Source organism: Sedimentitalea sp., from assembly GCF_039973035.1.
Classification (GTDB): Bacteria; Pseudomonadota; Alphaproteobacteria; order Rhodobacterales; family Rhodobacteraceae; genus Sedimentitalea.
On the sequence record NZ_JBDWLR010000001.1, the window covers coordinates 64,451 to 87,367 of the forward strand.

General features: G+C 58.8%; 22 protein-coding genes and 1 pseudogene. 7 read left to right on the forward strand and 16 right to left on the reverse strand.

The window, feature by feature from the left end; genetic code table 11:
* Positions 1-2 precede the first annotated feature (2 nt).
* The 7 genes from ABJO75_RS00310 to ABJO75_RS00340 all read right to left on the reverse strand — a co-directional run bounded on the left by ABJO75_RS00310 (position 3) and on the right by ABJO75_RS00340 (position 5,906).
* Positions 3-791: an SDR family oxidoreductase gene (locus ABJO75_RS00310; protein WP_348124777.1), complete on the reverse strand. Its 789-nt coding sequence runs from the start codon at positions 789-791 to the stop codon at positions 3-5.
* The gene (locus ABJO75_RS00315; RefSeq protein WP_348124779.1) at positions 791-1,717 is read right to left on the reverse strand and encodes a VOC family protein; all 927 of its coding nucleotides are present in this window, start codon (positions 1,715-1,717) and stop codon (positions 791-793) included. Before ABJO75_RS00315 ends, ABJO75_RS00310 begins: the two co-directional genes overlap by 1 nt.
* On the reverse strand, positions 1,714-2,553 hold the full coding sequence (locus tag ABJO75_RS00320) for an alpha/beta hydrolase (RefSeq protein WP_348124781.1): 840 nt from the start codon (positions 2,551-2,553) through the stop codon (positions 1,714-1,716). Before ABJO75_RS00320 ends, ABJO75_RS00315 begins: the two co-directional genes overlap by 4 nt.
* The gene (locus ABJO75_RS00325) at positions 2,553-3,290 is read right to left on the reverse strand and encodes an SDR family oxidoreductase (RefSeq protein ID WP_348124783.1); all 738 of its coding nucleotides are present in this window, start codon (positions 3,288-3,290) and stop codon (positions 2,553-2,555) included. Before ABJO75_RS00325 ends, ABJO75_RS00320 begins: the two co-directional genes overlap by 1 nt.
* Positions 3,290-4,057 carry an ABC transporter permease gene (locus ABJO75_RS00330; RefSeq protein WP_348124785.1) on the reverse strand — a complete coding sequence of 256 codons (768 nt, stop codon included), beginning with the start codon at positions 4,055-4,057 and terminating at the stop codon, positions 3,290-3,292. The genes ABJO75_RS00325 and ABJO75_RS00330 overlap by 1 nt, the downstream gene beginning before the upstream one ends.
* 80 nt (positions 4,058-4,137) lie before the next feature.
* Complete coding sequence (locus ABJO75_RS00335) at positions 4,138-5,112, reverse strand: ABC transporter substrate-binding protein (RefSeq protein WP_348124787.1); 975 nt, start codon at positions 5,110-5,112, stop codon at positions 4,138-4,140.
* 26 nt (positions 5,113-5,138) lie between these two features.
* A complete protein-coding gene (locus ABJO75_RS00340) occupies positions 5,139-5,906 on the reverse strand; it encodes an ABC transporter ATP-binding protein (protein ID WP_348124789.1) in 768 nt (255 codons plus the stop codon).
* A gap of 292 nt (positions 5,907-6,198) precedes the next feature.
* Between ABJO75_RS00340 and ABJO75_RS00345 the strand changes: the two genes are divergently transcribed.
* The gene (locus ABJO75_RS00345; RefSeq protein WP_348124791.1) at positions 6,199-7,335 is read left to right on the forward strand and encodes an FAD-dependent monooxygenase; all 1,137 of its coding nucleotides are present in this window, start codon (positions 6,199-6,201) and stop codon (positions 7,333-7,335) included.
* 23 nt (positions 7,336-7,358) lie between these two features.
* Here the strand turns inward: ABJO75_RS00345 and ABJO75_RS00350 are convergent, their stop codons facing one another.
* Positions 7,359-8,141: an IclR family transcriptional regulator gene (locus ABJO75_RS00350; RefSeq protein ID WP_348124793.1), complete on the reverse strand. Its 783-nt coding sequence runs from the start codon at positions 8,139-8,141 to the stop codon at positions 7,359-7,361.
* A 97-nt stretch (positions 8,142-8,238) separates the two neighbouring features.
* Here ABJO75_RS00350 and ABJO75_RS00355 point away from each other — a divergent pair, with 97 nt between their 5' ends.
* A complete protein-coding gene (locus ABJO75_RS00355) occupies positions 8,239-9,192 on the forward strand; it encodes a cupin domain-containing protein (protein WP_348124795.1) in 954 nt (317 codons plus the stop codon).
* A gap of 98 nt (positions 9,193-9,290) precedes the next feature.
* On the opposite strand, the gene ABJO75_RS00360 is transcribed toward ABJO75_RS00355, so the two are convergent.
* Together ABJO75_RS00360 and ABJO75_RS00365 are read right to left on the reverse strand one after the other, a co-directional pair.
* On the reverse strand, positions 9,291-10,109 hold the full coding sequence (locus tag ABJO75_RS00360) for an IclR family transcriptional regulator (protein ID WP_348124797.1): 819 nt from the start codon (positions 10,107-10,109) through the stop codon (positions 9,291-9,293).
* 1,151 nt (positions 10,110-11,260) lie between these two features.
* Complete coding sequence (locus ABJO75_RS00365; protein ID WP_348124799.1) at positions 11,261-11,761, reverse strand: MarR family transcriptional regulator; 501 nt, start codon at positions 11,759-11,761, stop codon at positions 11,261-11,263.
* Between the two features lie 229 nt (positions 11,762-11,990).
* Between ABJO75_RS00365 and ectA the strand changes: the two genes are divergently transcribed.
* From ectA to ABJO75_RS00385, 4 genes are read left to right on the forward strand one after another with little or no spacing between them, the layout of a single operon-like run.
* Entirely contained in the window at positions 11,991-12,524 is a 534-nt protein-coding gene (gene ectA, locus ABJO75_RS00370; RefSeq protein ID WP_348124801.1) for a diaminobutyrate acetyltransferase, read from the forward strand.
* Positions 12,525-12,560: 36 nt separating this feature from the next.
* Positions 12,561-13,850, forward strand: a complete 1,290-nt coding sequence (gene ectB, locus ABJO75_RS00375; protein WP_348124803.1) for a diaminobutyrate--2-oxoglutarate transaminase — start codon at positions 12,561-12,563, stop codon at positions 13,848-13,850.
* 5 nt (positions 13,851-13,855) lie between these two features.
* Positions 13,856-14,251 (forward strand): ectoine synthase, encoded by a 396-nt coding sequence (locus ABJO75_RS00380; protein ID WP_348124805.1) that lies wholly within the window; start codon positions 13,856-13,858, stop codon positions 14,249-14,251.
* 1 nt (position 14,252) lies between these two features.
* Entirely contained in the window at positions 14,253-15,677 is a 1,425-nt protein-coding gene (locus ABJO75_RS00385) for an aspartate kinase (protein ID WP_348124807.1), read from the forward strand.
* Between the two features lie 306 nt (positions 15,678-15,983).
* Here the strand turns inward: ABJO75_RS00385 and ABJO75_RS00390 are convergent, their stop codons facing one another.
* Positions 15,984-16,199, reverse strand: coding sequence for a DDE-type integrase/transposase/recombinase (locus ABJO75_RS00390; RefSeq protein ID WP_348124858.1), 216 nt, complete (start codon positions 16,197-16,199; stop codon positions 15,984-15,986).
* Positions 16,200-16,333: 134 nt separating this feature from the next.
* On the opposite strand from ABJO75_RS00390, the pseudogene ABJO75_RS00395 reads away from it, so the two are divergent.
* A pseudogene (locus tag ABJO75_RS00395) lies at positions 16,334-16,831 on the forward strand (DDE-type integrase/transposase/recombinase); the annotation flags it as partial.
* A gap of 73 nt (positions 16,832-16,904) precedes the next feature.
* Here the strand turns inward: ABJO75_RS00395 and ABJO75_RS00400 are convergent.
* Genes ABJO75_RS00400 through ABJO75_RS00420 form a run of 5 tightly spaced genes read right to left on the reverse strand, consistent with a single transcriptional unit; the run spans position 16,905 to position 22,859 of the window.
* On the reverse strand, positions 16,905-17,165 hold the full coding sequence (locus ABJO75_RS00400) for a formate dehydrogenase subunit delta (protein WP_348124809.1): 261 nt from the start codon (positions 17,163-17,165) through the stop codon (positions 16,905-16,907).
* Positions 17,155-17,967: a formate dehydrogenase accessory sulfurtransferase FdhD gene (gene fdhD / locus ABJO75_RS00405; RefSeq protein WP_348124811.1), complete on the reverse strand. Its 813-nt coding sequence runs from the start codon at positions 17,965-17,967 to the stop codon at positions 17,155-17,157. The genes ABJO75_RS00400 and fdhD overlap by 11 nt, the downstream gene beginning before the upstream one ends.
* 4 nt (positions 17,968-17,971) lie before the next feature.
* Complete coding sequence (gene fdhF / locus ABJO75_RS00410; protein ID WP_348124813.1) at positions 17,972-20,881, reverse strand: formate dehydrogenase subunit alpha; 2,910 nt, start codon at positions 20,879-20,881, stop codon at positions 17,972-17,974.
* Entirely contained in the window at positions 20,878-22,386 is a 1,509-nt protein-coding gene (locus ABJO75_RS00415) for an NADH-ubiquinone oxidoreductase-F iron-sulfur binding region domain-containing protein (protein WP_348124815.1), read from the reverse strand. The genes fdhF and ABJO75_RS00415 overlap by 4 nt, the downstream gene beginning before the upstream one ends.
* A complete protein-coding gene (locus ABJO75_RS00420) occupies positions 22,383-22,859 on the reverse strand; it encodes a formate dehydrogenase subunit gamma (RefSeq protein WP_348124817.1) in 477 nt (158 codons plus the stop codon). The genes ABJO75_RS00415 and ABJO75_RS00420 overlap by 4 nt, the downstream gene beginning before the upstream one ends.
* Positions 22,860-22,917 lie beyond the last annotated feature (58 nt).

A 22,917-nucleotide genomic window follows, 5' to 3' on the forward strand; every position in this document is an offset into this window, starting at 1 on the left:
CCTTAGATTGATCGTGACAGGCCGCCGGAAACTTCCAGCTGTGCCCCGGTGATGTAGCTGGCCGCTCGCGAGCCTAGAAAGGCGATTGCTGCGGCGGCTTCTTCTGGCGCGCCGAGGCGTCCCAACGGAATGCCCTTTGAATTCGCGAGATTGCCATACCATTCTGCGCGGCTCTGGTTCTGGTCCTCGCGGTTGGCAAATCGGCGGGTCCATTGGCCCGATTCCACAAGCCCAATCAGGATCGAATTCACCCGAACATCCGGGGCGACTTCCCTTGACAGTGATTTCAACAGGTTCTGGACTCCGGCCCGAGCCGAAGCGGTGCATACCATATGTGGTTCGGGCTGAAGTGCGAGGAGCGAATTTACGGCCACAACAGCGCCCTGCGCCTCTTTCAGCATCGGCAGAAAGGCCCGGAGCGGGTGGATCTGGCTGAACAGTTTCAGCTCGTATTCCGCCTTCCAGTCCTCGTCCGTGGTATTAGCAAAGGTCGAGACACGACCCTGACCGGCGTTGTTGACCAGCAGATCGCAGCGCCCGAACGTGGCTTTTACCTCGGCGGCAAAGCTATGGACCGCCTCGGGTTCCAGCACCGAAAGAGCGCGTGCCAGAACACGATCTTCACCGAAATCGCGCTTTAACACCGAGGCGACGTCCATCAGCCGTCCTTCGGTCCGGGCGCAGAGGGCGACCTTTGCGCCTTCTCTCAGAAGGACCCGAACAGTCGCCAGTCCGATGCCGGACGAGCCACCTGTGACCACGGCCACGCTGTCGTTGTACTTGTAATCCATCAGCTCGACTCCCCATCGCCGCGCAGTTCTGGGAACCCCGGATCAGGCCGCCCTTGCATCACTGCACGCTGCGCCGGTGTCGGCGGACCAGCGGTCATCCAGCGGTCCATGTTTTCCGGGATGTCGCGCGACCAGACCTGTGCTTCGTGCGTGGCTTCGTCGATCTGTTGCAGTTCCGAGGTGAACTCGATCACGAAACCCGACGGCGAGACGAAATACGCAAAGGGATTATCGCCCGGCCCGTGACGACCCGGCCCCCAGGTGGGCACATGTCCTTCTTGCTTCATCCGGCCAATGCCGCGCATGAATTCGTTCAACGTGGGCATCTCGAAGGCCACGTGGTTGACGCTGGCATAGTCCCCGCGCACCAGGGCGATTGAATGGTGATCCGAGTTGCAGCGTAAGAACACCATCTGATCGGCGGAATAATCCGATACGCGAAAGCCCAGAACATCCTCGAACCATCTCTGCCGTCCTTCCAGATCGGCGGTGTTCAAAACAACATGGCTGACCTTGCGGGGCTTGGCCCATTCCGGAGCCTCATCCTGCCCCAATGCGTCGCAGCGGAACCGCAGCCGGCGATTGTCGGGGTCGAGGATTTCAAACCCATAACCACCGGCGAAGTCGTCAAACTCACCCAGCGGGCGGACAACGTCGGCCTGTTTGGCGACGACCTGAGCGTGCAATGCGTCCATGCTGGCGCGGTCGGGCATGGCGAAATGCACGTATTCGATGCCGAATACCGGGCCATCCTTCAGACCATAAAGAAACGCCTCTGCTCCGGTACCACGCAGATAGGCTTCGCCATCTGCCTTATGAGCCACCGAAAGGCCCCACATATCTTCGTAGAACGGCAAGGTGGCGGTCAGACCGGGGCCGCGCATCACGATACCCCGAAGACTGCCTACGCGAACTTTGTCTGTCATTTCGTGACCTCCATTTGCCCGCCTTCGCGAGCGTCTTTCGTCAGAACCGTAAGTGCGGCTGCAAAACCGGCAGGGTCCTGTTGATAAAGCGCGTGCCCGGCGGCAGGCAGCAGGGTGTAACTTCCGCGCCATTGTGGCCGCAGTGCAGCATGTGCGCGGGCTGCCCCGTCGGGCGGGGTAACGCGATCGTTGGCACCAACGATGACGTCGGTCGGCAGACCCAGCCGTTGCGCATCATCCAATAACCGTCCCGAAGCCAGCATCCGCGCCGCCTGCCCGTATCCGGGCATTTTCACCTGCGCCATGCCGCGCTGTACGCGCGCCACGAGATCGAGGTTGGCGTCGGGTGCATAGACCAGTCTGCTGGCGCGGCTGGCGGCAAACGCGTCTGGCCCCATGGCCTGCAGATCATCGATCCGGGATTGTGCGGCCGGGCTCAGCGCGCCGCCCCGGGACATGCCATGTCCGAGGGCGGGCGAGGCGAGTAGCAACCGTGCGACCCGTTCGCGGTAGGTGGTGGCAAAAGCGGCCGCAACCAGCGTACCCAGCGAATGCCCGGCCAGAAGCACGTCATTCAATTTCAACCGATCAAACAGCCCCAACAGCGCTTCGGCGTATTCGGACGCAACCGGCCAGTTGCTGGTCAGGGGTGTGGATTGGCCATAACCGGGCGCGTTCCAGATCACCACGCGCCAATCGGTACGCAGATACGGCATCAGAGGCGCAAAGGACGCGGCATTCGAGCCTATTCCGTGCAAGAGAACCAGAACTGGGCCGGTTCCTGCACGTTCGGCATATTCGATGCCGTCCGAAAGATATGTTTTCAGGTCAGTCATCACGCGAACACAAAGCCGTTGTTGACGGGGAGCACTTGCCCGGTGAGCGTGAGCGCTCCGGGGCTGCTGAGAAAGGCCACGGTTTCAGTCACATTTCCGGGCGCTTGCGGGCCGGGGACAGCGCTGCCGTTTTCGTACAGCGCATGCCGTTGGGCCGGGACATATTCGGTCGATTCCGTGGTCAGGATGCCAGGCGCGACAGCGGTTACGCCAACCTGATCAGGCCCTAACTCGCGTGCCAGAGACCGTGTCATCGAGATCACAGCACCCTTGGACGCCACATAGGACATCAGGTTTGGTGCCCCCCAGATTGCAGTATCCGAGGCCAGATTGACGATCCGGCCAGACCCGGACGCGCGCAACATCGGGGCCATCGCCCGTATCATCAGCCAGGTCCCACGTACATTGACACGCTGCACCAGATCCCAGCTGTCGATTTCGATCTGCTCGAACGGGATGCCGCCGATGCCGGTGGCAATCGCGCCGTTGTTGACCAACCCATGCACGGTGCCATCCGTCAGGTCGCGTACGGCAGATCCAAAATCGGCGATCGACTGCGGCTCGGCCAAGTCAACCGGCAGGAAATCCGCTCCTAGCCGCTTAGCTGTTGCGTGACCCTCTTCTTGAAGGATATCGCCAAGGATCAACCGGGCGCCATGAGCGGCCAGGGTGGTGGCAATCTCGGCCCCAAGCCCGCGGGCGGCGCCGGTGACAACGATGGTACGATCGGTAAGCATCAGTGTTCCGCCTTCGGAAGATAGTGGAGCACGCGATCTTCGACCCGCACGAGGATGGAATAGAGCAGGAAGCCGATCACGGTGAGCAGGACGATGGAAATGAACACCATTGCGGCATTGGCTTGGCCGCCACCGTAGGAAATGAGAAAGCCCAATCCGGTGTTTCCGCCGACCAGTTCGCCGACTGTCACACCGATCACCGCAAGGGTCGACGCGATCCGCAGGCCCGCCATCAGGTTGGGCAGCGTCGAAGGCATTTCAACCTTCATGAAAATACCCCACCGCGACAGGCTGTAGGCCTGGGCGAGGTTCACGAGGTCGCGATCAACAGTGCGCATGGCCTGAAGAACGTTAACCAGCACCGGGAAGAATACGATCAGAACCGTTACCAGAAGTTTCGGGATCGAGTTGTATCCGAACCACATGATGAACAGTGGAGCAAAGGCCACCTTTGGTGCAATCTGCAGTGCGAGGATGTAGGGCGACAGGACCTTTTCCCAGAACACCGACATGCCCAACAGATAGCCGATTGCGGCGCCCATTGCGCTGCCGATGACAAAGCCAAGTACCGTATAGAGCGCAGTCGACAGCGTATGACCTAACAAACCCTCTTGCATCCACATCCGCTTGGCTTCGATCAGGCAATCGGACAACGTCGGAATGATGAATTTCGGCACATCCAGGGCGGTCGGGAGGTACTCCCAAGCTAGCAGGAACGCGGCCAGAATGCCAAAGCTGGCGAGCGTTGCGGGACTGATAGAGCGCATCGGAGAGATCCTCGGCTTGGCGGTCGCGGGGCTTGGAGGTGCCGCGTTGGCACCTCCTGTGGCGTGAGTGGTGCTATCTGTCATTTGATAAAGTCATTGGTGTAGAGGTCCTCGACCGGTACGGCTTCGCGCACGATGCCATTGTCGACATAGAAGGACTGAACTTCCTTGATCCGGACCGGGTCAAAGCTGCCCAAGGGTTGATCTGGAGCTGCGGGATAGACCAAGTCGGAATAGGACCGCATGATCGCTTCGATCATCGCCTCTTTGCCGGTATGTTGCGGCATGATGGCGACATATTCGGCGGCAGCGGCCTTGGGGTCGGCCTGGATATCCTTTACGGCCTGCAAGACTGCACCGACAAAGCCTTCGATCATTTCGGGGCGTTCCGCGATGGTTTCGTCGGAGGCAAAGATCGCCTGCGCCATGGCTGGGAATACTGTGTCGACGGGCATTTGACCCATCTCGACACCGGCTCCTTCGATGGCGGCGATCCACTCTGGAACACCTGACAGCGCATCCAGATTGCCGGCAATCGACAGCTGAATGATACCGCCCGGCCCGACGGCCTGAATATCCACGTCAGATTTATCCAGCCCGGCCGATGCAAGCACACCCAACAGGTTGTAATAAGTTGTATCCTGGAACGAGAGAACGCCGATCGACTTGCCCTCCAGATCGGCCGGGCCTGTGATGCCGCTATCTGTGCGCCACGCGAGCTGGGTCAAACCGCGTCCGCCGAGCAGGGCCACGCCCCGGATGTCAAGCCCGTTGGCACGTACAACAATCGGCGTGTCACCGATGCCGCCGCCCAGATCAGCGTTGCCAACTGCCACTTGCGTTGCAACATCCGCACCGCCTTTGCCGACACGGAAGGTCACGTCGAGATCGGCATCGTCGAAATAACCCTTGGATTTTGCGAGCTGAAAGGGCGCAAAAGCAGGCAGGAAATCTGGTGCGGGGAACAGGTAGGTGATTTCCTCGGCGGCCTGTGCAATTCCGCCGGAGACGGCGATGACGGTTGCGGCGATGGCTGTTGTAAAGACGTGTTTCATGTAGTTTTCCCGTTGGTTGTGCCGTTTCAGGCGGCTTGTTTTTCCAGTTTCAGATGCTTGAAAATTTGCGCGGAATATTCGGCCACTTCGGGCATAACCCGTCGCTTGAGCGGCGATTCTCGGTGCGGCAGATCCACCTTGATCTCTGCAACGATTGTTCCGGGCCGTTCTGACAAAACCAGCACCCGGTCCGACATCAACACGGCCTCTGCCAGATCGTGGGTGATCAGCAGCGTGGTCTTTCCGGTTTCCTTGATGGTGGCGCCAAAGCTGTCCTGAATGATTAACTTCGTCTGTGCGTCCAGTGCCGAGAAGGGTTCGTCCAACAGAATGATCTCGGGATCGATGGCGAGTGTGCGCGCCAGCGCCGCGCGTTGCCGCATACCGCCCGACAGCTGGTAGGGGTATTGATCTCCGAAACCGTCAAGCTGGCAGTGTTTCAGTTCTTGGATTGCCCGCTTGCGACGGTCAGCCCGCGCAACGCCGCGCGCCTCAAGACCGAATTCGATGTTCGACAGGATCGATCGCCACGGCAGCAGCAAGTCTTTCTGCAACATGAACCCAACCTCGGCATTGGGGCCGGTCACCGTGCGGTTGCTGACCAGCACTTCTCCCTCGGTTGGTTGATAGAGGCCGGCGGTCATGCTGAGCAGGGTAGACTTGCCACAGCCCGAAGGCCCGACGACGGAAACGAATTCACCCTCATCGACCCGAAAGCTGACATCGCGAATGGCGGTCAGAGTGCGGTCCGGTGTCACGAACTGTTTTGTGACGTTGCGAAACTCAAGTGCCATGTCAGGTCTCCTTCATGTGGCCGGGCAAGGGGCCGGGCGAGGTCGCCCATGATGTGTTTCGGAGCTCGATTGAGCGAGTGTTCTATAATGAACGTAGTGTTCACATATTAGATTGCCGATTGTGACCGCACCTGTCAAGACGTATCGCCTAGGTCTGATTAGCCTGCCGACCGAACGCCTCTTTATTGTACCGAACCGGACAAACCGCTGCGCGCTTGACAGCGCGTAAACGCCTAGACAGTATGCTTTTTGAACTTAGTGTTCGATAATGAACATAGTGGGAGATATTGGAATGCCGTTGGAAATTGCTATTGCCGGGGGCGGGGTTGGCGGAATGGCGGCAGCCATTGCTCTACAGAATCAGGGCCACAACGTCACAATATTTGAGCAGGCGCGTGCGTTTGGGCGAATCGGTGCTGACGTCAACCTAACCCCCAACGCGGTGCATGCACTGGACGGGCTGGGCATTGGCGACAGGTTGCGCGCGACTGCAGCCCGGCCAGAATTTCGCATCTCGCGCACTTGGGACAGCGGCGAAGAAACCTCGCGCTTACCGATGAGTGCCGCCGCCGAAGTGAAGTACGGCGCGCCGCAACTGACGATCCATAGGGCAGACCTTCTGGCGGCACTGGAAAGTGCGCTCTTGCCTGACACGCTACACTTTGGCGCCCGCGTTGCTGGCGTTAGCCAGACGGAGGATGGTGTTACGCTGACCTTTGCGGATGGAAGCACCGGGGACTACGATCTCGTCATCGGAGCCGACGGCATCCACTCAGCAATCCGCCACGCGCTTTATGGTGCCGATGATCCGCAATTCACCGGCCTTGTCTCTTATCGTGGGGTTTTCGTGCGCGGCGAGGCGCCGGACCTGCCCAATCTCGACAGCTTTACCAAGTGGTGGGGGCCGACATCGGATCTGCAGATCGTCACGTTTCCGCTCAATCGCGGCGAAGAGGTCTTTGTCTTTGCGACTACGGGTCAAAAAGACTGGACTGAAGAGGGCTGGACCCTTTCTGGCGACATTGATGAGCTGCGCGATATCTACAAAGATTTCCACCCCGAAGCGCGTGCTCTGCTTGATGCCTGCACCGAGGTCACTCGTTCGGCTCTGCATGTGCGTGCGCCGATGCCACGTTGGTCTGAAGGTCGTGTGGTTCTGCTCGGTGATGCGGCACATCCGATGGTGCCGTTCATGGCGCAAGGTGCCTGCATGGCCTCGGAAGATGCGGTGGTTTTGGGCTGCGCCCTTGAAGGTGTGGAGGCTGAAGGGTTGCCTGCCGCCCTCGAACGGTTCGCCGAAAGCCGGATTCCGCGCACCACGCGTGTGCAGGAAGGGTCGCTCGCCAATGATTGGCTCAAAAAGGGCGGTAATGCGGATTGGGTCTATGGTTATGATGCATGGGGTGCGCTGAAATACGAGGTCGTGTGAACCATCCGCTGGCGGAACTGGACTTAACCGCTCCGCCAGCCCAGCAAACACGACAAGCGCGCAGCCGCCTGCATCACCTGGGCTTGAATGTCGTCTGGTACCTGCGGTGAGGGTTGACCTGTTACCAATCGGGTCAGATTGATCGCGGCAACGACCGCACCCGTCATGTCCCGAACGGGTGTGGCAGCCGACGCCATACCGGTTTCGAATTCGCCCACCTGTACGATCATCTCGCGCCCACGATCCGCATCCCATTGCTTCAGCAGGGCAGCCTGACTGCGCGGGCTGCGCCCCGGCGCGCGGCTGAAATCCTCATCTCTATAGAGCTTGATCAGAGCCGCTTCGCTCAGATCGGCCAGCAAGACACGTCCCATGGTTGTCGCCGCAGCGGGCAGTCGGCTGCCCACGTGCACGATACTGTTCAACCCGTTCAGTGCTGGGAGGCGCAGCATGTAAAGTACACTGCTTCCTTCGCGCACTGCCAGATGTGCAGACCAGCCACTCTCGTCGCGTAACTGTTCCAATACCGGCAATGCGATCTCGACCAATTCGCGCGTGGCAAGATAACCGTGGCCCAGTCGCAAGACCGCTGGACCCAAGGCATAGCGTTCTTCACGCCGGTCCTGCAGGAGGAAACCCAGACTGGCCAACGTATAGACCGACCGGAATGCGGCAGAGCGACTGACTCCCAGATGACGCGCGATGTCCGACAGCGACAGACTCGGCCGTTCGGGCGTGAAAGCCTGCAGCACATCCAGTCCCCGTATCAGGCCCGGGACCAGATATCTGTCATCCGATTCTCCCATGATAATGCCTCCACGTTTTACTGGTAAAACGAGCAATACTGGGAAAACCCACAGCTTGCTAGTCTCACCGCATCACTTATGGACTTTGGAGACCTAAATGAACGTACAAGCTCAATCGGCCCAGACCGAGACACTGGCACAGCAACTCAAAGGTCATGTCGGCCGTTTTACTGACAAGGCTTTTGACTGGGATGCCTTCCCATCCAACCGCGGTTTTGCCGATCTGGCGCGCGCCCAGATGCGGTATATCGGTTCAGGCGGATCGCCCAAGTCAGGCGACACCTCGACCCTGAAACCTGACAACTTCACCGTTTCGCTGATCTACAAGGAGCCCGGCAAATACGCCGCGTGCCACAGCCACGAAATCGAAGAAAGTTTTCTCATTATCGATGGAGCGCTGGTCGTCGGCTGGGAAAAAGATGGCGAAGTGGTCGAGGTCAATCTCGGCCCCAAAGACATGATCCTGAATGCGAGGGAAATTGGCCATGGTTTTCGGGTCGATGGGGTCGAGCCGGTGATGATGTCGATCTCGGTCGACGTGGGCAAACCGCTGCCGCCAGTTTATCATTATCACCCTAAAGAACATGCTCCGGAACTGGCCCGTAGTTTTGGCGCGGAACCCGGCAAGACGCTGAAGTTCGATCCGAATGGTGATCACCCGTTGCAAAAACTGATGGCAGAATATGTCGTGCGCCACACGGACCTGCCGACGATCTGGGAAGATTCAGGGTTCACCCGCAAAGTCTATGTTGGTGAAGGCGGTATCAATCACGACACTTGCCGCAAGGAAATGTGGGGCGTGCCCTCGGGCGTCGCGGTGAAACCCTTTACCCGTCCGGTAGAAGACGCATTCATGGTGCTGGAAGGCTCGCTGATCGTAGGCTGGGAAGAGAATGGCGAGACAACCGAAATCGAACTTGGCCCGCGTGATCTGGTCAAGACACCTGCTGGTCGGGCGCATTGGTTCCGCAATAACTCCGCAGCACCGGCCACAGTCTGGCACGTGATCGGCACAGCCACGGATGACGGTGTGGTCTACCAAGCGGCGTGAACCTCGGAGCCCGCTGCGGTTTCTGCGGCGGGCAGATCAATTCGGTTTCCCAACTTGAACCCTCCCACACCGGGAGGGTTTCCTTTTTTGGAACAGACCTACATCTGATCGGACGCCCATCCACGATAACCAAGTGCCTCGGACAGATCCCGCGCAGTGGCTTTCAGAACGGTCTCTATTCGGTCCAACTTGCCACTCTCCGGGCTGAATTCACTGGCGTGACCTGTGACATTGATCGCGCCTACGGGGGACCCGAGGTGATCATATACAGCAACTGCTGCAGAACCGATGCCTGGCTCAAAATTGGCTTCGCTCCAAGCGATACCATCTTCACGATCGCGTTCAAGCTGGGCCTCAAGCGCATTCAATGTGGTCCGGGTCTTTTCCGTGAACGAGTCCAATGTCTTGCCGTCATACAATTGCCGCAAGATCACGTTGGGTTGTTGTGCCAGCAAAATCCTACCGATCGTCGTGGCATGGGCAGGCAGTCGGGTGCCTTCTCTTACATTGCTGGCCAAATGCGAATTCGGGGTTTCGCGCAGCAAATAGACGATTTCGCGACCATCAAGAATGCCAAGATGCGCCGAGAGTTGAAGTTCATCCACCAGCCGACACAGAAAGGGTCTTGCGACCCGCATGATTGATCGGTCATTCAACGCTTCCGATGCCAGAGCGATCAGCCCTGTGCCCAGTCGATAGCCCGCATCTTCATCCACAAGTTCAATCATGGCCTCGGCTTCGAGTGTGGCCAGAAGCCGTATAAACGTCGTCCTGTTAATCCCTAACGCCTTTGCAGCTTTACTGGTATTGCGACATCGGTTGCCCGCCGCAATATACCTCAACACTGCAATGGCGCGCACCACAGGAGGCACGGTGTATTCAGCTTTCCCGTTGTCGACCGAAGCATCAGGAGCCATGATCGGCCCTTCATTTTTGAACACGTTCCTCGAATGTGAACACATTACAAAGCCGACAAGAGTGATGCAACAGGGCCATGTTCAGAGCCACCTCAAAAAACTATACTGGTTCGCTAAGGTCGACCGTTACGGTCACAATTCAATGCGCATACCCAGTGGCACCGACCCGGCAACAACAAGGCGCGCCCGGTTGCGGAACGGTTCTTGGAAATATCTGTGATAAGCTTGGTCCACAGGTGCCATGCCTACGACATCCCGAAGAAATAGCTCAATCTGCATGGCATGGTCCAATTTCCCGCTACCTTCCTCCAGCGTGCGTTGCAGATTGCGGAATGTCAGAATAGCTTATATCTCCGATATCTGCTTTAAGGATGCTGCCATCTGGCATCGTCAAATTGCTGGGCTTGTCTCGGCGATTTGAATTTTGTCATCCCCGTTCTCGTCACCGTGTTGTTTGGCGAGAATTCTCAGATCGATTGTTCAGACCTTTGTGAGATCGATGCTCGACGCTGGGCATGATCTCGCGATTGTCGCTCCGTGTGGCTGCAGTCAATCGGTGATAATGCGCGTGGAACTGATCCTTGTCGCTCTAAGAGCTTGCGCATCAGGCGGCATGGCTGCCGTTGTGTTCTGGCGGCTTTGAACCAGAACTTCTAGAACAAATCCGACCTGATTGTCCGCGTGCCTTCGCCAGTGCTCTTTAAGCCGTGCATCGTGATCACGATCTGTCCAAATGCCATCAAACTGACCCGTCGATCGGCGGCGAATGTCGACGGCAAAGTGACGCCGGAGTTTCCAACCCAATCCCGAATTTTTAGGTGGGGAACTGTGATGCTGCGTTCGACCAACAGATCCTCGACCATCCGCAAAAAGAGGGGAAACCTGAAGCACAGCCAGACGGGTAGGGCGATTACGTCAAACCGGAAAACGACGGCTGTGATAGAGGAGGCGAGGCGTTCGCTTTGATCATGTGGCCCCATCCCAACTCAGCGCTGACCGTTCTCTGTCTTTAAAGTGCCAATGGGAGCTTTTCTTTCCGTTTTCAAAGCTGGTCTCGGCAGTCATTCGGACATGGATGGCAGTTCTCCTTTCAAAGAGCCGACGCTAGCGCAACCATACCCCCAAGCTTTGCCCTCTCCCGAATGTTTTGCCTAGCGCGCCTTCTGGGGAGCGTGGAGCTCTCCGGCAGTCAGCACCGGCGCAGCATCGATTTCCTTGGCGTCCAACATATGTGCAGTACGCTCTAGCGACGAGACCAGTAGTGCCTGTTCCCAGTCTTTCAGTTCGGAAAATTTGCGGACAAATATTTGTTGAAGCGTGTCCGGGGCATCCTTGAGCCTACTGAGTCCCGTAGTCGTGACCATCACGTTGGTCTGCCGCCGGTCAAGTTCTGAGGGGACGCGTTCGACAAGTTGCTTTGCCACCAATTTGTCGACAAGCGTTGTAATCGTCGCCTGACTAACACCCATCTGGTCGGCCAGAGCCTTTGGGGTGCTGCCACCTTTTTCCTCAACAATCTGCAGCACACGAAGTTGCGCTGGCGTAAGCCCTACAGAGTGCGCCAAGTCACGGGTGGATAGCTCGGTAACCCGCAAGATACGCCGAAGGGCGATCAGGCTCTGATCGATTCTATCACGAGGTTGTGTCGTCATGCGTCATGATCGCACGAAGGCGAGAGTGGTACAATCTTGCAGCTTGACTCAAGCCATTTGGTTCCACCTTTCGACATTACGATACCTTAGCTAATCTAAGTACTATGAAGTGCCATAGTGGCCAGGTTTCATTTTTTTCAAAAGAAATATGACAATTTTACTTTGACTGTTGAAGTAATCAGATCGATCCACTACTTAGACGATCAAAGTAATAACGAGGTCAGAGCCGATGCCGAAAGAAAGCGACAAGCCCCGAACCCGCAAGCCCCGTCTGCGCAAACCTGATGCGACGGATGGGGCGGCAATCTGGGAGCTTGTGAAGTCCTGCAAACCTCTCGACGAAAACTCGATGTACTGCAATCTGGTACAGACCGATCACTTCCGGGACACCTGCGTGGTGGCGGAACTGGGCGGCGACATCGTGGGCTGGATCTCCGGCTATATGATCCCTGACAGTGACGACCTCTTTGTGTGGCAGGTGGCGGTCAGCCCGCAGGCGAGAGGCCTCGGCCTTGGTCGCGAGATGCTGCGTTCGCTGACCGAGCGTTCGGCCTGCGCCGATGCCACGCACATGAAAACGACGATTACCAAATCCAACGAAGCCTCATGGGCGCTGTTCAAGGCGTTCTCCCGCTCAATCGGTGGTGAACTTGTGGATGAACCACATTTTGAGCGCGACACCCATTTTGAAGGCCAGCACGCGACCGAGCATATGGTCACCATCGCCTTGCCCGAGCCGGAAATCCTCGCCCGCGCGGCCTGACCTGCTTCTTCATACAAATTACTGAAAGGACGTCTCATGCCCAAGGACATGACCGAAACAACTGTATTTGACCGCCGCGAGAGCGAAGCACGGTCCTATTGCCGTGGAATGCCGGCGATGTTCTCAACCGCTCGCGGATCGGAGTTGATCGATGCGGATGGCCGCCGCTGGATCGATTTTCTGGCTGGCTGTTCATCGCTGAACTACGGCCACAATGACCCCGATATGAAAGCGGCGCTGATCGACCATATTGCCAGTGACGGGATTGCGCATGGCCTTGATTTGCACACCGACGCCAAGGCGGCATTCCTCACAGCCTTTGAGGAACATATCCTCGTTCCGCGTGAAATGGATCACCGCGTTATGTTCACCGGTCCAACCGGTGCAAATGCCGTCGAAGCCGCAATGAAAATCGCCCGCAAGGTCACAGGACGCACCAATATCATTGCCTTCACCAACGGCTTTCACGGCGTGACTGCCGGTGCTCTGGCCGCGACCGGCAACGGCTATCACCGTGGCGGGGCCGGAATGGCGCTGACCGGTGTGACGCGCATGCCCTATGATGGCTATTTCGAGGGCCAGACCGATACAGCCGATTTCCTGGAGGTCATGCTGAACGACAAATCGGGTGGCATCGACGCTCCGGCAGCGATCATTTTGGAGACCGTTCAAGGCGAAGGCGGTTTGAACGCGGCGCGCCCCGAATGGGTGCGGCGGATCGCCAGGCTGGCCAAGGCCCACGGCGCACTCTTGATTATCGACGATATCCAGGCGGGCTGCGGTCGCTGCGGGACGTTCTTTTCGTTCGAGAACATGGGTGTGACGCCCGATATCGTGACAATGGCCAAATCTCTGTCCGGTTTCGGCCTGCCAATGGCGATGTTGCTGGTACGGCCTGAGCACGACATCTTTGGCCCGGCCGAACACAACGGCACATTCCGGGGCAACACCCACGCCTTTGTCACCGCCCGTGTCGCGATCGAAAAATTCTGGGCTGACGACGCGTTTCAGAACGAACTCGGCAAAAAGTCGAACCTGATCCTCGACAAACTGGCGGATCTCGCGGTCATGGTGCCGGGGGCAAAGGTCAAAGGGCGCGGCCTGATGCAGGGCGTCGATGTAGGTTCTGGTGATCTGGCGTCAAGGATATGTGCCCGGGCCTATGAAAACGGTCTGGTGATCGAAACCTCAGGAAGCGAAGATCAGGTGGTCAAGGTGCTGGCGCCATTGACAACACCCGAAGAGACCCTGCGGGAAGGTTTTGACATCCTCCTGAAAGCTGCTGGCGACGTGCTGGCGAACGAAACGCGAATTGCAGCGGAGTAAAAGAGATGATTGTACGAGATTTCAACAAGCTTTCCGAATCCGAGCCAGGCCGGATCGTATCCGATGCTCAATGGACCTCGGTGCGCATGCTTCTCGCCGATGATGGCATGGGCTTTTCGTTTCACATCACCTTTCTTGAAGAAGGGTCCGAGCATACGTTCGAATACAAGAACCACTTTGAAAGTGTCTATTGTATGAAGGGCAAGGGTTCGATCACCGATCTGGCCACGGGCGAGGTCCATAAGATCGTGCCGGGGGTAATGTATGCGCTCGACAAGCACGACCGCCATACGTTGCGTGCGGATGAGGAACTGGTCATGGCCTGTTGCTTTAATCCGCCTGTGACTGGCAACGAAGTACACCGCGAAGATGGCTCCTACGCTGTTCCAGAAGAAGCCTGACATGACCCATACTGTCGAGAAGATCGGCGGGACATCCATGTCTCGCGTCGATGAATTGCGCGATACGCTGTTCATCGGAGAACGTGGGCCGGATGATCTGTATGGTCGCGTTTTCGTGGTGTCCGCCTTTGGCGGCATCACCAACCTGTTGCTGGAGCACAAGAAATCCGGTGAACCGGGCGTCTATGCCTATTTTGCCAATGATGATACCACACACGGCTGGCACGACATGCTCGATCGGGTGGCGGAGGCAATGAAAGAGGCGCACGCCGGGGTCCTCGCGCATCCCGGCGACATTCAGCAGGCCGACAGCTTTGTCAACGAACGCATTCATGGTGCTCGAAACTGTCTGATCGACCTGCAAAGGCTGTGCTCCTATGGCCACTTTCGGCTGGCGGAACACATGAGCCAGACCCGCGAGCTGTTGTCGGGACTGGGCGAGGCGCATTCTGCCTTTACCACTACACTGATGCTGCAACGGGCCGGCGTAAACGCCCGTTTCGTTGACCTGTCGGGGTGGCACGACGAAGGCGACGTGTCGCTGGACGGTCGGATCACCGGCGCCTTTGACGGGATTGATCCCGCGACGGAAATGCCAATTGTTACTGGCTATGCCCAATGCGCCGAAGGGTTGATGAATGAATTCGACCGCGGCTATTCCGAGGTGACCTTTTCGCGACTGGCGGCGCTGACAGGTGCCAGCGAAGCGATCATCCACAAGGAATTTCATCTGTCATCAAGCGACCCCAAACTGGTTGGTTCGGGCGCGGTACGCAAACTGGGTCAGACCAACTACGATGTTGCTGATCAGCTGTCGAACATGGGGATGGAGGCGATCCACCCCAAGGCGGCAAAAACCCTGCGTCAGGCAGATGTACCTCTGCGCGTAACAAATGCGTTCGAACCCAGCGACCCGGGCACTCTGATCAACGACCGCCCCGCCAAAGAACCCGCCGTCGAGATCGTGACCGGTCTGGATATCGTGACACTTGAGGTTTTCGAGCAGGACATGGTGGGTGTGAAAGGGTATGATGCCGCGATCCTTGACGTGCTGAAACGGCACGGCGTGCGGATCGTGTCAAAGGTTTCGAATGCCAACACGATCACCCACTATCTCGATGCCTCGCTCAAGACGATGCGACGCGTTGAAAACGATATCGCGCAAATTTACCCGTCTGCGGAAATCACCACACGAACGCTGTCGATGGTCGCCGTGATCGGACGTGATCTGAGCGGGTTGTCCGTTTTGTCGCGTGGGCTGTTGGCAATCGCCGCCGCTGGCCATACCGCTATCGGCGCGAGCCAGGGACCACGAAATGTCGACGTGCAGTTTGTCCTTGACCGCAATGCACGAGAGCCAGCGATCCGCGCCCTGCATGCTGAATTTGTCGTGGATGACCAATCATGCCTCGCACGCGTAGCATAGCAGGCGCCTAACACGGATTTGGGTGCATTAGTTTATAGGACATCGTCAGGCTATCGGCGTTCCTTTCAGCGAAAGTCGGGGCACTAGACCTCAGGCCGCGTTCAACTCACGCGTGATCCCGCCCCAAATCCAGTGGGCATTGGCTCCGGCCCTGCGATAGGCCGCGGCTGAAAGTGTACGGCGGCGCGGACGGAAGATGGTTCGGACCTGATCATGAGCGGAAAGAGACCGCTGGACTTGTCTCGGCGATTTAAACTTCTCATAATTTTTGCTCGCTGCCGGGTGGGACGATGTGACCCTCCGGTTCTATTGTTGAGGCCCGTGTGGTTGCGGTGCTCTATTCTCCGAGCGAGGCTTTTTGCGCGCGGCCTCGTAGTCTCGCGGTTTGTCCGTGACAATAGTTCGTAGTGGCGAAACGCTCTTGAAGAGCTTGCGAAAAAACCGCGTTGCAGCCTGTTTGTTGCGCCGAGACTGGACGAGGATGTCTAGTATATCGCCTTTGCTATCGAAAGCCCGCCACAGTCAATAATTCTGCTCGTTTATTGGAAGGACAACTGGAATTGCCAAGTTGATCGTGGGCGGCGTCGCGGGTAGTCGGCGGGCATGAACTACCAACCTCCCTCCCACGGCCCCAAGGCTTCCGTTAACCGAGCGAAGTGATTGCGTATGCCACCCGGAGCTACTACGGATTTGCACTGAGCGCCGCAGATGTAGAGGGTCTGTTTGCTGAACGGGGCGTGATTATCAGTCGTGAGGCCATCCGCTTGTGGGTCACCCGATTGGGGTGCCATTTCCCTGCCTGTCGTCGCCGGAACCGGAGTACGCCAAATGAAAATGGCACTTGGATGAAGTCGTCATCGCGCTCCGAGGCGAAAAATTATGGCTCTGGCGGGCAGTGGATGCAGTTGGCGAGGCGCCGGTATATTCTGGTCCAACGCCGCTGCAATGCAAAGGGGGCGAAGAGGTATTTGCGACGGCTGGTCGCTGACTTAGGTGAGCCTTGCGTAGTGATCACCCTTCTTCGTGACATTGCATTTGCAATGCTCTGACGGGCAGTGGACAAGTTACGCAGTTAAATCAAGTCGATCAAAGCTCCGGCTCTGGGCGCGGACCACCGCGCACTCAAGGGATTGAACAATCGGATCGAATGGTCGCGTGAAATCAAGCCAAATTCCCGCTGACGACCCAAGTCCGTTGACTTGGAAATGCCCAACTTGAATATCCCGTTCAGGGATTTGTCAATTCACCTCGTGCCGGATCGCGGCGGGCGACGTCAGAATGTGCGAAGTACCCTCGGATCGCCTTCAGGACGACATCATCAAGCTTGGCACCGCCGACCTCGGCATGGGCGCACAATTGGGCGCGCATTCGAGGTTCCCAGAAGTCGGTGATATGCGCCGCAACCTTAGCGGGTGCGTCGTCACCCGGCTGGGTCTTGAAGAAGGTGGCGATCTGGTTCGCCATGCGGATCAGCTTGTCAGGCGACATGTGCAGCCTCATCGGTTATGCGGTGGGGGTGGGAATACAGATCAAAGCCATTGCTGCGGGCAAAGGCAGCAAGGGTGATCCCGGCATTTTCGGCCAGGCGCACGGCGGCGCCGGTCGGGGCAGACACGGCGATCAGGGTGGGGATACCTGCGAAGGCGCATTTTTGTACGAGTTCCAGCGACAGGCGCGATGTCATGACCGCTGCGCCGGTTGCCGGGGCGATGTCACGTCGGATCAAGGCACCGATCAGCTTGTCGAGCGCGTTGTGACGGCCAACGTCCTCGCGCGCAAGGGTCACACCATCGCCGGGCAAAAGGAAGCCGGCCGCGTGGGTTGCGCGGGTCAGATCATGCAGGCTTTGAAAGTCGCGCAGCGCGTCGGTCGCCTGCGACAGCTCGGTAGTCGACAAGCGCAGGTCGTACGAGACGCGCGGCACCGCGCGGTGCACCTGTTCTATGCTGTCGAGACCACAGAGACCGCAGCCAACGGGCCCGGCCATGCTGCGCCGTCGCTCGGACAAGGCGTTGGCCCGATCCTTGCGCAGCCAGAACCGCGCCTCAATACCCTGCGCATGTTCGGCGATCTCAAAGTCCTCGACCTGCCCGAGATCGGTGACGATACCCTCGGTCACCGCAAAACCGTAGGCAAAATCGGCCAGATCGGCGGGAGTCGCCATCATCACCGCCTGCGTTGTTCCATTGAAAACAAGGGCGACAGGCACCTCTTCGGTCAGGGCACGGTGGATGGTGCGTGCGCCCTCGGCGCGATGGGCGCGACCCGGAATGCTCACATGCGTGTGCATGGATCTACTCCGCCGCCGGCAGGATACGCCGCGACCGTTCGGCCTGCGCGGCATAGTCTTCCTGCCAGTCCGTTGGCCCGTTGGAGGACGACACCTGAACCGCCGTCACCTTGTATTCCGGACAGTTCGTGGCCCAGTCGGAATAGTCCGTGGTGATCACGTTCGCCTGCGTGTCCGGGTGGTGAAAAGTGGTATAGACCACACCCGGGCTGACGCGGTCGGTGACCTTTGCCCTGAGCGTCGTCTCGCCCGATCGAGACACCAGGCGTACCCAATCCCCATCGACCAAGCCCCGGTTCTCTGCATCATGTGGATGGAGTTCCAACTCATCTTGCTCATGCCACACCACGTTCTCGGTGCGTCGGGTTTGGGCACCGACGTTGTATTGCGACAGAATGCGCCCGGTCGTCAGCAGGAGAGGAAAACGCGGGCCCGTCTTTTCGTCCGTCGCCACATATTCGGTGACAATGAACCGCCCCTTGCCCCGGACGAACCCGTCAACATGCATGAGCGGCGCACCATCCGGGTGCGCTTCGTTGCAGGGCCATTGCACCGATCCTTTCTCTTCCAGAAGATCATAGGTCACATTGGCAAAGCTGGGCGTTGTGGCGGCGATTTCCGCCATGATCTGCGCCGGATGGCTATACGACCAACCCGCGCCCATTGCGTTTGCCAGCAACTGCGTCACTTCCCAGTCGGCATAGCCGTTTTTGGGGGCCATGACTCGGCGCACACGGTTGATGCGACGCTCTGCGTTGGTAAACGTGCCGTCCTTTTCAAGGAAGGTCGATCCGGGCAGGAAGACATGGGCATAGTTCGCCGTTTCGTTCAGGAAAAGGTCGTGAACGATGACGCACTCCATCGCCGCAAGGCCCGCCGCCACGTGTTTGGTGTCGGGGTCGGATTGCAGGATGTCTTCGCCTTGGCAATACAGCCCCTTGAAGCTGCCCTCGACGGCAGCATCCAGCATGTTGGGAATGCGCAGGCCGGGTTCCGGGTCAATCTCGACGCCCCAAGTGTCTTCAAAGATCGCGCGCACCTCGGGCAGTTTCACGTGCCGATATCCGGGCAGCTCATGTGGGAAGGACCCCATGTCGCAAGATCCCTGCACATTGTTCTGCCCGCGCAGCGGGTTCACGCCCACGCCCGGACGCCCGATATTGCCGGTTAGCATGGCCAGGTTGGCGATGCCCATGACGGTGGTCGACCCCTGGCTGTGCTCGGTCACACCCAGACCGTAATAGATCGCGCCATTGCCCCCCCGCGCAAAGGTGCGGGCCGCCGCGCGCAGCTCATCTGCGGGAACACCGGTCAAAAGCTGGTTTGCTTCGGGGCTGTGGCGTGGGTCGCTGACGAACTCGGCATAGACTTGGAACTCGTCCCAGTCACAGCGTTCGCGGATAAACGCCTCATCCATCAACCCCTCGGTCACGATCACATGGGCCAGCGCCGTGATCACGGCGACGTTGGTCCCCGGCGACAAGGCCAGATGATGCGCCGCCTTCACATGCGGCGACCTGACCAGATCGATCCGGCGCGGGTCGATCACGATCAGCTTTGCCCCCGCACGCAGGCTTTTTTTCAAGCGGCTGGCAAAGACCGGGTGGCCGTCGGTTGGATTGGCGCCGATGACGATAACCACGTCGGTGTGTTCGACACTGTCGAAATCCTGCGTTCCGGCGCTGGTGCCAAAGGCCTGGCCCAACCCATAGCCCGTCGGCGAATGGCAGACGCGGGCGCAGGTGTCGGTGTTGTTGTTGCCAAAAACCGCGCGGGTCAGTTTTTGCACGAGAAAGGTTTCCTCGTTGGTGCAGCGGCTGGATGTGATGACGCCGATGGACTTCTTGCCATAGGTGTCCTGTAGCCCGCGCAGCCGGTTGGCGGCAAACGTCAGCGCCTCCTCCCAGCTGACTTCGCGCCACGGCTCGTCGATCGTGTCACGGATCATCGGGTTCAAGATGCGATCCTTGTGGTTGGCATAACCATAGGCAAAGCGCCCCTTGACGCAGCTGTGGCCCCGGTTCGCCTTACCGTGCTTGTAGGGCACCATGCGCACCAGTTCGTCGCCTTGCATCTCTGCCTTAAAGGAGCAGCCTACACCGCAATAGGCGCAGGTGGTGATGACAGACCGGTCCGGTGTGCCCATCTCGATGATGGACTTCTCTTGCAATGTTGCGGTCGGGCAGGCCTGCACGCAAGCACCGCAGGATACGCAATCGGAAGACAGGAAATCGTCCCCTGCGCTGCCTGCCGATACACGGCTGTCAAACCCGCGCCCCGCAATGGTCAGGGCAAAGGTGCCCTGAACCTCTTCGCAAGCGCGAACGCATCGGTTGCAGACGATGCATTTGGACGGATCATAGGTGAAATAAGGGTTGCTGTCGTCCTTGGGCAACCATTCCGGGTTGGCTTCGCCCGAGGTGTTGCGGGCGGTGAAATGATTGGTGAGCCCGCCGTTTTCCGGTGCCTTGTAGCGCACGTCGCGCAGGCCCACGGCCCCGGCCATGTCCTGCAATTCGCAATCCCCATTGGCCGAGCAGGTCAGGCAATCGAGCGGGTGATCGCTGATGTACAGTTCCATCACGCCTTTGCGGATCTTGCGGACCTTGGTCGAATTGGTGTCCACAACCATGCCCGCCATCACAGGAGTGGTGCAGGAGGCGGGAGTGCCACGGCGGCCTTCGATCTCGACCGCACAAAGGCGGCAGGATCCAAATGCTTCGAGGTTGTCGGACGCACAGAGTTTGGGAATCTGGATGCCCAATTCTGCGGCTGCGCGCAGGACAGACGTGCCTTCGGGTACCGTGACCTCGAACCCGTCTATGGTAAGGGTGACCGGTGCGCCGGATTTTGCGGGCGTCCCCATATCACGATCGTCTTGCGGGCCCTTCGAGGGAATGATGAAATCCTTCATTCTGCGGCCTCCTTGTGCCGGGCGAAATCGTCGGGGAACTGGGTCACAGCGGACATGACAGGGAAAGGCGTAAACCCTCCCAATGCGCAGAGCGAGCCGTCTTGCATGGTTTCGCACAGGTCGGCGAGCAGGGGCAGCGCCGCGGGGTCACCTTCGGCAATGCGGTCAATGGTTTCCACGCCCCGCACCGCGCCGATCCGGCAGGGCGTGCATTTGCCACAGCTCTCAACCGCGCAAAACTCCATGGCAAAGCGGGCCATGCCCAGCATGTCGGTCGTGTCGTCAAACACTGTCAGACCCGCATGGCCGATCAACCCGCCTGCCGTGTCGAATTCTTCGTACCCCAAGGGCGTGTCGAATTTCGTGACCGGCATGTAGGCACCCAGCGGCCCACCGACCTGCACCGCCTTAACCGGGTTGCCCGAACGTGTCCCGCCGCCAAGATCGTTGACCACCTCGCCAAGGGTGATGCCAAAGGCCGTCTCGAACAGCCCACCGCGCGCCACGTTCCCTGCGATCTGCAACGTCACCGTACCGCGCGAGCGGCCAAGGCCGAAGTCAGCATAATGTTGCGCGCCTTTTTCAAAGATCACCGGCACAGTGGCGAGGCTGATCACATTGTTCACTACTGTCGGGCGGCCAAGAAACCCCTCCAGCGCTGGCAGAGGTGGTTTGGCACGGACCACACCGCGCTTGCCTTCGAGCGAATTCAACAACGAGGTTTCCTCGCCGCACACATATGCTCCGGCGCCCTTGCGGATTTCCATGTCGAACGCCTTTCCCGAACCGAGCACATCCTTGCCCAACACACCTGCGGCACGCGCGATTTCCACGGCACGGGTCATCACCGCGATGGCGTCGGGATACTCCGAACGCAGATAGATATACCCCTGCGTTGCGCCCACACCGATCCCGGCAATCGCCATACCTTCGATCAGGGTAAAGGGATCCCCCTCCATCAACATGCGATCGGCAAAGGTGCCGCTGTCGCCTTCGTCAGCATTGCAAACGATATATTTTTGCGGGCCGTCCGCGTCGTGGACGGTCTGCCATTTGATGCCAGTCGGAAAACCCGCTCCACCGCGACCGCGCAGGCCGGATGTCTTGACCTCGTCAACGATCTGCTGACCGCTCATGTCAAGCGCGCGTTGCAGTCCGCTCAGCCCCCCATGTGCCTTGTAATCACGCAATGACAGCGGGTCGATCACGCCGACGCGGGCAAAGGTTAGCCGGGTCTGGCGTTTCAGCCAGTCCAACTCCTCGACCGGGCCAAGCGCCTTGGCGCTGGTGCCATCCAGAATGGCCGCTACGTCGCCGGGGTCTGAAGGGCCAAAACCGTGTCGTACGCCGTTTACCTCGATCTCGACCAGCGGTTCGAGCCAGATCATCCCTCGCGATCCCGTGCGGATGATCTCGGCCTCGGGCGCGGCAGCGCGCAGGGCGGCGGCGACATCCTCGGCACCCAAAGCCTTGGCGGCGCTGTCCATGGGCAGGAAAATTCTCATGCGCCTGCCTCCGCCAATACCTTGTCGAGCTTTGCTTCGTCCACTCGACCGATCACACGGTCATCGATCATCACGGCCGGGGCACAGGCGCACAGGCCAAGACAATAAACCGGCTCGACAGTCACCGCGCCATTAGTGGTGGTTCCATGCCACTCGAGGCCCAGCTTGGCCAGCAACGCCTCGGCTACGGTACCACCACCTACCGATTGGCAGGACTCGGCGCGACAAACCTTCAGCACATGGCGCCCCGCAGGCGCTTCGCGGAAATCGTGGTAGAAGGAGATGACGCCATGCAGTTCGGCGCGGGAAATGTTCAGGATATCGCAGATCGGCTTGTGTGAGGCCTCGGGAATATGCCCAAACCTGTCTTGCAGATCATGCAGGATGGGCAGAAGTGGCCCCTCACGCTCGGCATGGGCGCTTACGAGAGCGTGCAGCTCCTCGCCTGAGGGTGTTGATGCGGGTGGTTGCATAGGCTGGCCCCTTGGTTGAGTCGGACCAGAATAAGCAGAGGCAAAGTTCCGTTATCAA